Raw genomic sequence first — 14,888 nt, 5'->3', positions numbered from 1 at the left:
AAAAATGGCTACAAATACTAAACAAAGATACACTAACCGTACCTCATTTGAAATCTTATCGCAAACCTTTATCGCAGATCGGTCTAAATGATTGCGATAAGTCAATAAGAAATTTACTGAGTTTTAGAGTTTGCCCATCCGCATGCTCGACGGCAACATGATCTTCATATGCCACGGCAAGAACTGCTTTGATAAAGTGATATTTTTATAAGGTTTTGCCCATCGGTCCGACGATTCCGTCGCTCGCCGCGGCAAGGCCGCATTTAAAAATTCGCATCTCCAAAAGTAGGGCACCTCTGGAAATGCGAATAGCGTAAACAAACTCGTATTTTAATACTCGACTTCAATAATCGATTTTAATGGTATAAGGATACCATTTTTGATCTGAATGTATTGTTCGGTAAGTGACCAAACGGTAGTTTCGATACGTTTAGGTCCATCTTCCGTTTGAAAAACAATGGTTGTTTTGGATTTGAATTCATTGCCTAAGCGTTGCGCCGCTAGCAATTTATATTGTAAACTAGCCGTTTTATCTACGTCCGCTGGAACAATTTTATAATCCACTATATGCTCCTTCTCTATAATCTGTCCTATCATGCTGCTTATGTTATTTTAATGAATAAAACGTAAAAACGTACTTCGTCGTACGTCATGACTAAATATAATTATTTGTCATTTATTTTTTAGAAACAGCAACAAATTATTTACATTATTAGGGAACTTTATGACATTTATTTTATGCAGACAGAAATTTATTCAAAAACAGTCACTTTGAATTTCACGCAATGCTATTCCAACGGCCGCCTGAAGTATAGCGAATTGAACAACTTGCTGCAGCTCACCGCTTCTGAACATGCGGAAGCCTTGGGCTTTGGATATCGTGAAATGGCTGCCAATAAGCAATCATGGGTTTTAAGTCGTATGCGGATGGAGATAGACCGTCTGCCCAAATTTCTGGATGAGGTAACCGTGAAAACCTGGGTTCAAGATTTTCTTGGAAATAGATCTATTCGGAATTTTGAAGTTTATAGGGATGATAAAAAAGTCATTGGCGTTTGCAGCTTTTGGGCGGTATTTAGCACGGCATTACGACGTTCTGAAAATCTTGCTATAAAGATCGATCCGGCGATTGTGCTTCCCGAGCGAAGTGCTACGCGCGAATCGTTCAAGCGCATAGAGCAAGAGACAGAATATACGGAAACGAGCCAATATGTGCCGAAATTGTCCGATCTTGATATCGTAAATCACGTAAACAACGTCAAGTATACAGATTGGTGTTTTGATCTTCTGCCCGCGGATCTCGTTTTGAAAAAACCGTTCCATACAATAGACATCAACTACCTGAAGGAACTTAAGTTGGCAGAGCTTGTTGACATCCACAGCCGTGTGGACGATAACGCTGCACGATTTGCTATCGCCCGCGGCGGAAAGACTATTTTCCTTATGCAAGCAAATTTCTAATGCATAAATACTAAAACGGTATATATGCGTGTAAGCGTCCTTAGAAAAGCATCAGTGAGCAACTGTATTTTTGACAGTGCTCACTGATGTATGTAAATGACTAACCGTAAAAATCCTCATCGCGCCTTCTGGCTCGAACGAACGGCTTCTGGCAAAGCTTTAAAAGGCAAATGCCAAATCACCTTTTTTGTAAGGGTAATTTCCGTCGAATCGACCTGGAATCTTGACGTAGCGTTGTGCTTTGGTCATGCCTACCTCAGAAGTAAAGAAACCGGTCAAAGTCAATTGCTTCAACATATGGAAGAAATCGTTGGCCTCGCCTTCCTTTCTATTCTTTTGGTATTCTGTAGCTTCCTTGTCGTATTTATTGACAAACTGCAGTTGCTCCTCTTTCGACAGTTCCTGGAAAGGTTTGTTAAACTCTTTCTTAGAACGATCGTCAACGTCTGCTAAACCCTTCATGAATGCTTTTTGGTCTACTTCGTCATAACAATCGCGAATCATCACGGGAATAAATTCTCCAACGCCGGCCTCTTTTGCACCAGGTGTTGAAGTCTTAGGCAATATTGCTTCCGCAAGATCGCCCAAAAAATTCATCCTATCTTTTTCAAATAATGTTGCTACATCTTTGGAGGCTGGCCTGGTACATCCTTCAAGGAACAAATTTGCCCCGATTACCGAGCCGCCGACCAGCATAGCTACACGTTGAAGTGCCTCTCTTCTATTCATAGTCTGCTATTTTAAATCGTGTAATTAACCTCCCAACCTTGACGGTATTGGCGTTTCACAAATTGATTCACCACGTCAAAGTTAGTTACTTTCATTTGGTTGTTGTCCCACAACAATTTCAGGTTTCTTCCCGGATAGTTGTTATCGATACGCAAATCCGCACCACGGATGGCCAAGTTTGCCATCAATAATGCCTCCGTCAAAGGACCGGAAATTTCAAACGGTGCACTGACTTCCATCTTGCCATAACCAGCTATCGCAGCCTCTACCCATTGCGCGTAGTGACCATTTGCTTTACCTTCCACGCGGGCATATTTTTGTGCTACTTGCTCTTTTCTTGTAGTAGGCAATAAGCGGGCATTTTCGCCATAGGTGTCTGCTAGAATTTTACCTTTGCTACCGATTAACAGAATACCGTTACCGCCGTCACCGAATATCTCATTAGGACCCAATTCATCTGGACGGGTCGGTTGAATACCACCATCCATCCAATGCAAAGTAACCGGTCCACTGGTTTTTGGTGTCTTTGGAAATGTCATTGTTACGTGGCTCGATGGCGGACAGCTTTCTGGATAGTAAGCGCGTTTAAATTCATCGGCATAAACTGTACCCACCGTTGCCTGAACATCTTGGATATACTTCAGTCCTAATGTACTGAATGGAACCTCGAGTAAGTGACACCCCATATCGCCTAGTGCACCTGTACCATAATCCCACCAGCCTCGCCAATTGAATGGCACAAGTTTTTCGATGTAATCTTTTTTCGGTGCCGTCCCCAACCACAATTCCCAATCCAATTCTTTTGGAACTTGAGCAGTTTGGTTTGGCCAAGGAATACCGGAAGGCCACACAGGGCGGTCAGTCCAACAGTATACGGTATGTACATCGCCAATAAGGCCGGCTTCATACCATTCCTTTATTTCACGCGGTCCATCGTTGGAAGCACCTTGGTTTCCCATTTGTGTAACCACTTTGTATTTTTTCGCTGCTTCGGTAAGTGCCCGTGCTTCCCAAATATCATGCGTTAATGGCTTTTGCACATATACGTGTTTGCCCAATTGCATCGCTGCCAAGGTTTGTATCGCGTGGTTGTGATCAGGAGTTGATATAGATACAGCATCGATATGCTTATGCTCCTTATCCAACATTTGGCGATAGTCTTTGTAGTACTTCGCTTTCGGGAATGCCTTCGCGGAGTTGGCCGCACGCCTGTCATCCACATCACACAGGTAAGCGATTTCCGCCTTTCCACTTTTGTAGAAGGAAGCGATATCGCTTTGGCCCTTACCACCTACGCCGATACCTGCTATCATCAATTTGTCGCTGGGTGCTATAAATCCCTTACCGCCCAATACGTGGCGCGGTACAACCATAAAACCTGCCGCCGCGAGCGCTGCGTTTTTGATGAAATCTCTACGAGAGTTATTCGTTTCTTTCATTTTAGCTATTCTAAGTTTAAGTTGATATTCGTTTACAGATTTCCCTTTTTCAACTCGCTTACAGCAAAATCAACAGCACGTGCTGTTAATGCCATGTAGGTTAAGGAAGGGTTTACACAAGCTGCGGATGCCATGGCTGCGCCATCGGTGACAAATACGTTTTTTGCATCCCAAACCTGGTTGTGCTTATTGAGCACCGAGTTTTTCGGGTCAGTTCCCATACGGGCGGTACCCATTTCGTGGATACCCATACCAAAGGTGTACTCATTGTCGTAGGTGTATACGTCCTTTACGCCGATTTTTTCCAACATCTCTTTCATATCTTCTTGCATATCCGGACGCATCTTCTTCTCGTTATCCTTGATCTCCATATCCATAGACAATACCGGAAGACCCCATTTATCTTTTTTATCTTTATCTAAGAAGATTCTGTTTTCATGATAAGGAAGTATCTCCCCAAAAGCGGTAAAGCCAACCGACCAAGAACCCGGTTCCAGCATCGCATCTTTCCAATCAGCACCTACGCTCATTTCTGCAATCTCTCCCGACCAGCGTCCACGACTTGCTGCTCCCTGATAACCAAAACCACGTACATAGTCTCGCTTTTTATCATCGCCAGGAACATTTTGAAAGCGCGGCACATACAAGCCCGTAGGGCGACGACCAAACACATATTTATCTTCATAGCCTTCCACGCGGCCGCCCGCTCCACAACGGAAATGGTGATCCATTGCGTTGTGACCCAACTCGCCAGAGCTACTTCCTAAACCGCCTTCCCAGACATCGGTAGCCGAATTCATCAATACCCAAGTAGAGTTAAATGCAGAAGCACAGACGAAAATAACCTTCGCAAAATACTCGTAGGTTTTTCCTGTCTCAGCATCCACAATTTCGACACCTTTGGCCTTTTGTGAATCTTTATCGTATATAATTTTAGAAACAATGGAGAATGGACGCAACGTCAAGTTGCCCGTTGCCATCGCTGGAGGGAGCGTAGACGACTGTGTGCTGAAATATGCGCCGAAGTTACACCCTAACCAGCATTGGTTTTGATACTGACAATTGATACGACCGTGGTGAGGCTTTGTGATATTGGCGGTACGTCCCATAATGAAATGCCTTTTCCCACCGTATTCTTTCTTCAAACGATCTGCAAGATCTTTCTCCACGATCGTAAAATCCATCGCTGGTAAGAAGTCGCCGTCGGGTAAAACATCAAGTCCATCACGATTTCCAGAAATACCAGCCCATTTCTCGGCGTAGCTATACCAAGGCGCAATATCCGCATAACGGATTGGCCAGTCTGTACCATGCCCATCTTTCACGTTAGCTTCGAAATCCAGATCCGAAAAACGATAGCTTTGACGCCCCCACATAAGGGACCTACCGCCCACATGATACCCTCTAAACCAGTCAAAACGTTTGACTTCTGTGTACGGACTTTCCTTCTCGTTTACCCAAAAGTCCAAATTCTTTTCATTAAGCGGGTAATCACGCTTCAATACAGGATAATCAGCTTCCATTTGCTTGGTGCGTCCTCCTCTATGCGGATACTCCCAAGTATTTTTGTTGGCGTGATAGTCTTTCACGTGCTCTACGTTTCTACCTCTTTCCAACATAATGGTCTTCAAGCCCTTTTCTGTTAATTCTTTTGCAGCCCAGCCTCCACTAATTCCGGAACCAATGACAATTGCGTCATAAACATTATCTGCCATATCTCTTCTATTTAGTTTGATTTTTATACTGTTTTACTCTCTATTTTTTCATTCTTAAAGAAAATTAAGAATAAAAGAAAAACTACGAATGCAATGCCGGCAGGAACCAACCACACCTGTTGCCAAAATGCACCGACGTCCGATCCTTTAATATCGGCGTACATGGTGCCGATGTAACCTGCTACCCAAAATCCAATTAATTGGCCTACGCCATACGTCGCCAACGTAATTAACCCCTGTGCTGCACTTTTATATTTTACCCCGGCTTTAGAATCGGTATAGATCTGGCCTGATACGAAAAAGAAATCATAACAGATCCCATGTAGCGCGATCCCTATCAATAGCATGTACATACCAGAACCTGCATCTCCGTAAGCAAATAGTAAATAGCGAATAGACCATGCCAACATCCCGATCAAAATAGTGTTTTTGAAGCCAAAGCGTGTAAAAAATATGGGAAGCAACAATAGACACAACGCCTCAGATATTTGACCAATGGTCATAAAGCCCGTTACATTTTCCATACCCACTTCACCCAAGAAATTATTGGCATTTTGATAATAGAACGCTAACGGAATACATATCAAAATCGACGATACGAAGAACACTAAGAAGTTTTTGTCTTTCAGCAACTTAATCGCATCCAAACCAACAATTGATGCAAATGAAGGCTTCTCTGAAGCATCAATTTTAGTCGGTGGCGTTTTAGGTAATGCAAAACTAAACAAGCCCAAAATGAGTGACCCTACAGCAGCCATTAAAAATGTATTCCGCAGCAAGCCATTTGCAACACCTTCAGTCGAATCCCAATGAAATAAGAAGGAAATGCTTAATCCGGCTGCAATCCACCCAATTGTTCCCCAAATACGGATATTGGAGAATTGTTTTTCAGGATTAGTCAATTGCCTAAATGATACGGAATTCACCAAAGCTAGCGTAGGCATGAACAAAATCATGTAAGCAAAAACGTAAGGAAAAAAGGCGGAGATGTCCGTCGCTTGATACATCAAGTACATGAGCACGGCACCTATAAGGTGTAATACGCCTAAAATACGTTCAGCGTTAAAAAAGCGATCGGCAATCATACCGATAATAAACGGAGCAATGATAGCTCCCCAGGATTGTGTCGAGAATACATTGGCAATCTCGAAACCAGACGCATTCAAATTTACTGGAAGAAATCTTCCTAAAGTTACGAACCATGCTCCCCAAATGAAAAATTCGAGGAACATCATAAAAGACAATTTGAATTTTATTGATGTTGACATTTATTGATAGGTTTATAGTATAAATATATTACTTCTCTGTAAATAACAGAAATATTTTGCTGCTAAATTCATTTAGTTTAGAAATTATCCACTTCTCTGTAGGCGGCGACGAGCAGCTTTTCGCCTTCCACGCCGGATTTGGACATGCCATGTTCCATCCCTACGATACCCGAATACCCTTTTTCTTTCAACCATTTGAATACATTCTTGTAATTGATCTCGCCGGTAGTGGGTTCCCTTCTACCTGGGTTATCACCCACCTGAATATAGGCGATTTCGCTCCAGCACAGATCCATCAAGTTGATAAGATTACCTTCATTTTTTTGCTGATGGTAGGCGTCATACAGTATCTTACAAGATGGGCTTCCCACCGCTTTACATATCTCGTAAGTCTGGTCTGTATAGCGTAGAAACAAGTCAGGTGTATCACTTAATGGCTCAAGCACCATCGTAATGCCATGTGGCTCAAAAATCTCGGCTCCTCTTTTTAGCGCTTCCACTACATTGGCAGTCTGCACACCGATAGGAAGATTACGCTGGTAATCGCCGGGCACCACAGTAGCCCATTTAGCGTTTACACGTTTTGCAGTCTCCACAGATTCGCGACAGCCTTTCAAAAAGATATCGACGAAATCCTTTTTACCAGCAGCCAACGTATTTGCTCCATTTCCGCCTTTCGGAACAACGAAAACACCCATACGCATGCCCAAGCGAGCCAAGGTTTCACCAATGCTTTTTTGCTCTTCAATAGATCGTTCAGGCAGGCCATTGTCTTCGATACTCCGAAAACCAAGATCGTGCATATACTGAATTTCATCGACGAATTTCTTTCCTGCCGTTGCAGAAAACATACCCTGGTGTGGGGCATAGTCTAATTTGAAGGTAGCCCCTTTAGTTACCTCCTTATTCTCTGCCATGAGGTCGTTATTTAAAAGCACCGAGCTGCTTAGCAGCGCGGCACCACTTTTTATAAAATCTGATCGCTTCATATGATCCTTTTAATTTTTTATATAGCGTGAGAAACCTTTCGAAAACGCTTCTTTGTATGTATTTCCCTCTGTATAAATGATATAAACCTCCATTCCCTTTCTACGGTTAGCGAAGGTTACACCTTCCGTTGCCGACAAAGCCATAAAAACATTATCATAAGCATCAGCCTCCATCGCCGTCTTGGCTATAACGGTGACACTGGCCACATTATTCTGTGATGGGTAACCGTCTATAGGGTTGATGTGATGATGAATTCTTTTACCGGCATAGTTGTAAGCCTTCCGATAATTGCCCGAGGTGGTGACAGCCCTATTGCTCAATTGCAAGACAAAGCGAGAGCCTTCGGCGCCCGTAGGGCGCTCGATAGCTACTTCAAACGGTACTTTGTTCGCTTTCGCTCCTTTTGTTTTAATTTCGCCACCCAACTCCACAAGATAATTCCGAATACCATGCTTTTCGAGCAGGTCTGCTAAAACGTCAACGGAGTAGCCTTGCGCTATGCCGTCAAGGTCTATTGCTACGCGCGGGTCGCTCTTGCAAAGCGTACTGCCTCGTAGCGCAAGCTTGTCCATCCCGACGAAAGCTAACACACTATCCAGTGTTGCCTGCTTAGGAAACGTAGTGATATGCGCTGCACCAAAACCCCATAACGCTACCAACGGTTTAACCGTGATATCAAAAATTCCCTTCGACTCCTTATTCACGGTAAATGATTGTTGGATAACATTTTTAATATGGCTATCTATGGCCATACTACACTTCCCAGGTTCATTAAATCTACTGATTAATGAGCTTTTTTTGTATAAAGACATCGACTCGTCGATCACATGTAGCGTGCTGTCGATCATCTTTTGCGTTATTAAAGCTTGAGAAGCATAATAATGCACGTGATAGGTTGTTCCCTGAGCACGGCCATCCAGCGTGAATTTCAACTGCTTGGCATATGCAGTAAATCCACACAATAAGATGATCGATATCGTAAAAAACCGCAACAATTTTATAGGTATAATTCTGTATTGATTCCTGGGATAGCGACTGGATACTCGCCGTTTTGATTGGGAACGATTTTCGGATTGGCATTCCAGGCGTAAGTTGCCGGCGAAAGGTCAATGGTCGAATCCATAGCTTTGTCCCACTTGATAACTTTACCCGTATAGCAAGCTATTCTACCAATAATTCCCGTAAGCGTACTGTAGGCGCCATACTCCGTATTGTCAAATTTATACTCATTGTTTGCAACAGCTTCGAATAGCTCCTTGTGCTCTTGTTGGTACGGATTTGGATTACCTTTGGGGTTGTGCCTGTAGATTTCGTTTCCTTTTGCATCCCATAAAATTGCTTGGTTGCCTGCTGAAAGATATACACGTCCTTTAGATGCTTGGAAGGTTTCATCAACACGGTTTGAGATACCTTCAAAATGGCGACATTGGCTATAGACGACTGTGCCGTCGTCATAGGTAAGTTCTACAGCGAAGTTGTCGTAGATTTCACCATACTCTTTGCCGGTTCGGTGCGCACGGCTTCCTGTTCCCTGTATTGATACCGGATATTTACCTTTTATCCAGTTCGCTACATCAATATTGTGCACATGTTGTTCAACAATATGATCACCGCATAGCCAGTTAAAATAATACCAGTTCCGCATTTGGTATTCCATCTCCGTCTGATTAGCTTGGCGCGGACGAACCCACACCCCGCCGCTGTTCCAATACACCTGCCCGGAATATATATCGCCAATCGCACCATCTTGGATACGTTTTATAGCCTCTCTATAATTAGTCTGATAGCGTCTCTGCAGACCAACGACGACGTTTAACTTTTTCGCCTTTGCTTCCTTTGCAATAGCTAAAACCTTATGTATGCCGGGGATATCCACTGCGACCGGCTTTTCCATAAAAACATGCTTACCTGCTTTTACCGCCTCTTCGAAATGGAGCGGACGAAAGCCGGGTGGCGTTGTCAACAATACCACATCAGCATCTTTAATAGCCGCTTTGTAGCCATCAAAGCCCACGTATCGGCGGCTATCAGGCACATCGACTTTATCGCCAAACTTTTCTTTTAAGGTGTCGTATGTAGTTTGCAGATTATCTTGAAATGCATCCGCCATAGCAACCAACTTGATGTTTTGCCCAGATGCAAAAGCGTCAAAAGCAGCGCCCGTACCTCTACCCCCGCAACCGATAAGTGCTATTTTGATCTCATCCGTTCCGGCCGCGAAAACACTGCCTACCGGCGTCGAGGCTAAAACCGAAGCGCCGGCCAAAGCTGACCCTGCTTTGATAAAATCCCGTCTTTTAAAAGTATCCATAAGTATTTCAGTTTATAATGTTATTCGTTAGAAATCTTTTATTGGCGCTTTGTCATAGTAAGCCATGATATCCTCGTGTGACGGTTGCACAGCAGGACGGACGAGTCGTAGCCCAACAAATGGAGCTTCGGGAAACCACCAATTGGATTTTGGGATCTGCGGATCCAACTGTTTCCATATCGGATCGGACGCACCGCGTGCCGCTGATCGTAAATCTTCTGCAGCGCTTTCAAATGAGCCGCCACGGACACTATGGGGGTAAAGAGCTGTTGGTATCGCAATTGGATTTTCGCTTACCTTATCTGCAAATTGCGCGTAAAAATCAGCATGGTATTGATCGTAAGTCCACTCGGCAACATTGCCTAACATATCATATAGGCCCCATGCGTTCGGCTTCTTTTTTCCTACAGGGGCGGTTTGTGCATCACTATTGCTTGTAAACCAGGCGTGGTCGGCTAATTGAGCCGGGTCATCACCAAAGAAATATGCCGTTTGTGACCCTGCTCTGCACGCATATTCCCATTCGGCTTCTGTAGGCAGTCTGTAAAATACCCCAGTACGAACATACAACCATTTACAAAATTGTATCGCGTTGTAGTGGGTCATGGCCAATGCGGGGTGCCCTTCTTTGCCCATCCCGAATGTCATATCCAAATAAGGTTTTGTAGGACGCGTAACGGCATCCACCTTGCTATCGACATTACCATCAACGGTTTGGCTAGCCTCTAAATCTTTATAAACAAACGGTTCGTAAAGATCCCAAGTAACTTCATAAGTGCCCATCCAAAAGGGCGATATTTTGACCTTGTGCGAAGGTTTTTCATCGTCGTTCCCGCCAACTTCGCTACCCATAACAAATTCTCCTCCGGGAATAGCCTCCATGGAAAACTGTAAATTTGTCCCATCCAGTTTCTGGATGTAAGGCTCATGCTTGGTTTGCGCATGTGCAAAAAGACATACTATGAGTAGACCGGAAACGATTGCGTTTTTTCTTACGATAGTTAACATCATCAATCTAGATCTTTGTAATTGGAACTAAATATATAAAATATATTGTAAAATATACACTAAGTAGGTTTTACAACAAGCAAGTTACAAAAATAAAACTAGGTAATGGTAGGTAAGCCAGGTAGTCAACAATCCTATCAGTATGCTTATCCCAATTATCGTATTTCCCAACTTGGCATTGAGATTGAATTGCTGTAGTAAAAGACTCGTCGCAACGAGGCTCGGCATAGCCATTTCGAATACAGCGACTTGCGCAATTTCTCCTTTAATATTTAAAAAATAGCAGACCGCGATCAATAGCATAGGGCCGAGCGCTAATTTGTAAAGCAAAGAAAGCGAAACGAGATACAGCTCGGATCTGTAAAACGAAAATGATAACTGCATCCCTATGGAAAATAAAGCTAAAGGGGAAACGGTGCTGGCCAGTTGCGCGAAAAATGGTGCTAAGGGCGTAATATCCAAAACCCGGGGAACTACCAATGCTCCTATGCACCCCCATAGTGGCGGAAAAGACAACACTCTTTTCGCTAATTGTGAGATCTGCAATCCTTCGTTGCGTAATGCACTTCCCCGTAAGGCTATAACTGTACCCACTGTAGACAATAGGAAAAACGTCATTTGGTCACTAATAATTGCCCAGCTTATTTGCTTTTCTCCAAAATATGTGGCTACGAGTGGAAAGCCAACAAAAGACGTATTACTAAACCCAGAAACAAGCATTAAGGTATGTGTGCTGCGACGAGAGAGACCCAGCCAGGGACTTAGTATAGAGACAAACAAGATTGATCCACCTAAAATGAAAACCGGCGCCGCCAACGACAACAATAAACTGTTATCCCATTGCAGGCCGGGCAAATATTTAAATGATGTAGCAGGTAGACCAATGTAGATGATCCAGGCGTTTATACTTTTAAATCCATGTGCTGGAACAATTTTCTGCTTTTTTAACACATAGCCCGCAACAAGACAAAAGATTATAATAAAGAAGTTTGACATAAATTCGTAAATAGTCTGAGATCTTCATTTAAAAACGAAGATAGGGTCTCGGTTTTTCGCAAAAATTAATAACTTTGCAACCCAAAATTATCGATTATTTAGGAAGTAAAATTGAAAAATATATATTTAATAATAGGTCTGTTATTTTCTGGTTTATCTGTCGCGTGGGCACAAACAGATTCCGTTTCGCAGGCCAAGCGCGTAAAAAACCCATTGATTATCGAATTGGAGGTGGAAAACGGGGGGATAATAGCATCAAAAGAGGTCAAAGAGACTGCTTTTCAAAGTGCATTTTACAACGGTCTAAATTTGAAGATAGGTTGGAAAATACAGCATTCTGATGATCAATATTTTACGCTGTACAATAACCCTATCTATGGCGTAGGCCTTTACAGTAGTACTTTTAATACGGATATTATAGGCAGCCCTTACGCTATATATGGCTTTATGCAATCGCCTTTTGGCAATTTAGCCAACAAGAGATGGGGTTTTGATTATCGAATCGGGTTAGGTATCTCCGGAAACTTCACCCCGTACGATGAGGAAACCAATCCGCTGAACGTTGTCATTGGTGCCAAGAACAATGTTTTCATTGATTTGGGTATCCGGGCACAATACAAGATCAATCCCAATTGGAGAGCAGGCTTGGGTCTGGCTTTCCATCACTTCTCCAATGGAGCGATGCGATTGCCCAATAAAGGCGTAAACCTTATTCCGCTTACAGCGTCTATCACCTATCAGCCAAACGGGCAAACCGTCTTACCAGATAAGAGCCATATAGAACCCTATAGCGAGCGGATCTTGTTTCATGTGAACTATGGCTTGGGATGGAAACAGCTAGAGCGCGATAACGACCGTCGATTCTTTAAATCTACTGTTAGTGCCTATGCGAGCAAGCACATATCGCACAAATGGCGCATGGGAGCGGGATTAGATTTATTTTACTCAGAATCTGGAAACAGCGACCAAATCGCCGGCGACAAAAGCGGCAAGCTCAGCGCTAAACTTTCCTACGGCCCCTCCTATTACCTTGCCCATGTGCTCACCCGCAATTTAGTATTGAATGGAAACGTTGGTTATTACCTGCACAAACAATACTTTAATGGCGAGATAACACGCATCTTTTTACGCGCAGGCGCGCGATACTATGTATATAAGAATATCAATGCCGGCGTATCGATAAAAGCGCATAAAGGGAAAGCAGATTTTATTGAGTGGACTATGGGGTATACTTTTAATAGAAAATAGTTTATGCTTACGTCGCATGCCGCGGCAATCTGCATTTTTGCAAACGCAAAGATTACTTCGTCCTCGTGCCTCCTGCTCGCATTTGAAAGTAAAAAGTAAAAATTAAAAGAATTTTATAGACAGTAACAATTCTACATACTAAGTACTAAAATCTACCTACTATCATCTATTATCACTACTCATTACCCACTACACATTACTCAATACCAAAGATTAAAGATTGCCGCGCCGTCGTGCCTCCGGCTCGCAATGACGCTCTTTTTCGCACTACTCACTACTCATTACTAACTACTCACTACTCACTACTCACTACGCACTACTCATTATCACATCACCAGCTTGCGGATGCTTTTTGCTAGATTTCTATCGACGGTAATGTAGCCTGGGTAGTAGATATTGCTGTTTCCGATTCTCATGGAAGGCTTGATTTTTAAAACCAGAAAACCTTCTCCTTCTCGGGTAAAAATTTCGTTCAACACATTCTCCAAGCCCTTTTCCTGCGTGGCGCCAAAGATATTCGCTTTGAATGTTAGCGGCACTACCGTACTCTCACCCGTTGCTAATTGAACGTTTTGGTTCACATCACCTTCAAATAATGGTTTTCCTTGAATTTCGATAAGGTATTTGAAGGAGTTAATAGAGGTCCTGTTTGCTGTCGGATTGCTAATTTTCATATTAACGCGCGCTTCTAGCGGCAATTCCTTGCGCAACATTGCTAGCGCTACTGCGGGCAACGACGCGATATTCACGCTATTTCCCTGTGTATAACTACTTACGGCGCGGCCAGCCAAGCGAACATCCTGCAGGGATTCCACGGTATAATCACACTTCGCCAACGCATCTATATTGTTTTTGCTGACGGCACATCCCCCTACACAAATAGCCAAAACGGCTAAACACATCAAAAATAAATTTCTTCTTTTCATAGCTTACAATCTATATTATTATCTTTTTCTACCCCCAAAATTATAGGTCACGCCCAGGGTGAACACCGCATTTCCGGCTTTCAAATAGTCGTTATCCACCACGTTAAAATTAAAACCGTTTGTGTATTGCAATTGCAACCCTTTATGAAGCTCCATTCTTGTGAAAAACAGTGGCTCAATAAAAAAAGCTTCCTCCGTTGGACTCGCCAAATTGTTAATTGTAAAGTTTTTCATTGCGACTCTGCTGGCGCGTATAGCTGTACCGTAGTTCAATTCCCGTCTTTTACCAAATAGATTGAGCTTTTGCTTACGTGTCGACGAATAATTTATTTGTACGAAGATTTTGTCAAAGTCCATATCTCGCGTTTCTACCGGTTCCATACCCGTCGTCGTCGCGCGACGATCAACCTCGGTTGATGTTCCGACGCCATAACCGCCATAGACCTCAAAGACCTGTCTTTTCTCCTTTCCGATTTTTGTAAAATAGCCAATAGCGCCTTCCACAGATTGCTGCCTAAAGAGTTCATTACTGTTGTCGCCACCGTTATCGATATAAGATCCGTTAGCAATAACAGCCACATGTTTGCCAACAGCTACACCAGCGTTGCCACTGATGTTTCCTTTGATATTGCTATGCGCTGCAAGGTAAACTTCGCCTTGCTCCCTAAACATAGGGGTTGCCGGCACATTCGGCATATATATGGAGCTGCAAGCTCCCAAAGACAATGCAATGGGTAAAGCTACAAGATGGGATTTTTTGATACGCATAATTATTTTCACCAGTCTTACGCAGTAAT

Annotated in this window: 14 protein-coding genes; 2 read left to right on the top strand and 12 right to left on the bottom strand. The window is 43.2% G+C overall.

The genetic code is table 11. From position 1 onward, the window contains the following. Window positions 1–330: 330 nt before the first annotated feature. A complete protein-coding gene (locus DI53_RS14950; RefSeq protein WP_037501347.1) occupies window positions 331–597 on the bottom strand; it encodes a hypothetical protein in 267 nt (88 codons plus the stop codon). 141 nt (window positions 598–738) lie between these two features. On the opposite strand from DI53_RS14950, the gene DI53_RS14945 reads away from it, so the two are divergent. After that, the gene (locus DI53_RS14945; RefSeq protein WP_037501344.1) at window positions 739–1,461 is read left to right on the top strand and encodes an acyl-[acyl-carrier-protein] thioesterase; all 723 of its coding nucleotides are present in this window, start codon (window positions 739–741) and stop codon (window positions 1,459–1,461) included. A gap of 159 nt (window positions 1,462–1,620) precedes the next feature. Here DI53_RS14945 and DI53_RS14940 read toward each other — a convergent pair whose 3' ends face one another. From DI53_RS14940 to DI53_RS14900, 9 genes are all read right to left on the bottom strand, one after another. Beyond that, window positions 1,621–2,190 (bottom strand): gluconate 2-dehydrogenase subunit 3 family protein, encoded by a 570-nt coding sequence (locus DI53_RS14940; RefSeq protein WP_037501341.1) that lies wholly within the window; start codon window positions 2,188–2,190, stop codon window positions 1,621–1,623. Window positions 2,191–2,201: 11 nt separating this feature from the next. Further along, entirely contained in the window at window positions 2,202–3,629 is a 1,428-nt protein-coding gene (locus tag DI53_RS14935) for a Gfo/Idh/MocA family protein (RefSeq protein ID WP_037501338.1), read from the bottom strand. Between the two features lie 32 nt (window positions 3,630–3,661). After that, complete coding sequence (locus DI53_RS14930) at window positions 3,662–5,344, bottom strand: GMC oxidoreductase (RefSeq protein WP_037501334.1); 1,683 nt, start codon at window positions 5,342–5,344, stop codon at window positions 3,662–3,664. A gap of 23 nt (window positions 5,345–5,367) precedes the next feature. Then, window positions 5,368–6,612, bottom strand: coding sequence for a nucleoside permease (locus DI53_RS14925; protein ID WP_037501331.1), 1,245 nt, complete (start codon window positions 6,610–6,612; stop codon window positions 5,368–5,370). A gap of 77 nt (window positions 6,613–6,689) precedes the next feature. Continuing rightward, a complete protein-coding gene (locus tag DI53_RS14920) occupies window positions 6,690–7,601 on the bottom strand; it encodes a hydroxypyruvate isomerase family protein (RefSeq protein ID WP_037501328.1) in 912 nt (303 codons plus the stop codon). A gap of 9 nt (window positions 7,602–7,610) precedes the next feature. Then, complete coding sequence (locus DI53_RS14915; RefSeq protein WP_157836786.1) at window positions 7,611–8,597, bottom strand: FAD:protein FMN transferase; 987 nt, start codon at window positions 8,595–8,597, stop codon at window positions 7,611–7,613. Window positions 8,598–8,599: 2 nt separating this feature from the next. Further along, on the bottom strand, window positions 8,600–9,913 hold the full coding sequence (locus DI53_RS14910; protein WP_037501321.1) for a Gfo/Idh/MocA family protein: 1,314 nt from the start codon (window positions 9,911–9,913) through the stop codon (window positions 8,600–8,602). A 27-nt stretch (window positions 9,914–9,940) separates the two neighbouring features. Further along, window positions 9,941–10,924: a formylglycine-generating enzyme family protein gene (locus DI53_RS14905; RefSeq protein WP_052072442.1), complete on the bottom strand. Its 984-nt coding sequence runs from the start codon at window positions 10,922–10,924 to the stop codon at window positions 9,941–9,943. An 81-nt stretch (window positions 10,925–11,005) separates the two neighbouring features. Then, window positions 11,006–11,917, bottom strand: coding sequence for an AEC family transporter (locus DI53_RS14900; protein WP_037501318.1), 912 nt, complete (start codon window positions 11,915–11,917; stop codon window positions 11,006–11,008). 111 nt (window positions 11,918–12,028) lie between these two features. On the opposite strand from DI53_RS14900, the gene DI53_RS14895 reads away from it, so the two are divergent. Next, on the top strand, window positions 12,029–13,165 hold the full coding sequence (locus tag DI53_RS14895; RefSeq protein ID WP_241462440.1) for an acyloxyacyl hydrolase: 1,137 nt from the start codon (window positions 12,029–12,031) through the stop codon (window positions 13,163–13,165). 326 nt (window positions 13,166–13,491) lie between these two features. On the opposite strand, the gene DI53_RS14890 is transcribed toward DI53_RS14895, so the two are convergent. Together DI53_RS14890 and DI53_RS14885 are read right to left on the bottom strand one after the other, a co-directional pair. Continuing rightward, on the bottom strand, window positions 13,492–14,091 hold the full coding sequence (locus DI53_RS14890) for a hypothetical protein (protein WP_131555307.1): 600 nt from the start codon (window positions 14,089–14,091) through the stop codon (window positions 13,492–13,494). An 18-nt stretch (window positions 14,092–14,109) separates the two neighbouring features. After that, window positions 14,110–14,859 (bottom strand): hypothetical protein, encoded by a 750-nt coding sequence (locus DI53_RS14885; protein ID WP_037501313.1) that lies wholly within the window; start codon window positions 14,857–14,859, stop codon window positions 14,110–14,112. Between the last annotated feature and the right edge of the window lie 29 nt (window positions 14,860–14,888).

The sequence above is a fragment of the Sphingobacterium deserti genome (assembly GCF_000757725.1).
Taxonomy (GTDB): Bacteria; Bacteroidota; Bacteroidia; order Sphingobacteriales; family Sphingobacteriaceae; genus Sphingobacterium; species Sphingobacterium deserti.
Note: the sequence above shows the minus strand (reverse complement) of the source record. Positions and strands in the feature narration are given on the sequence as shown.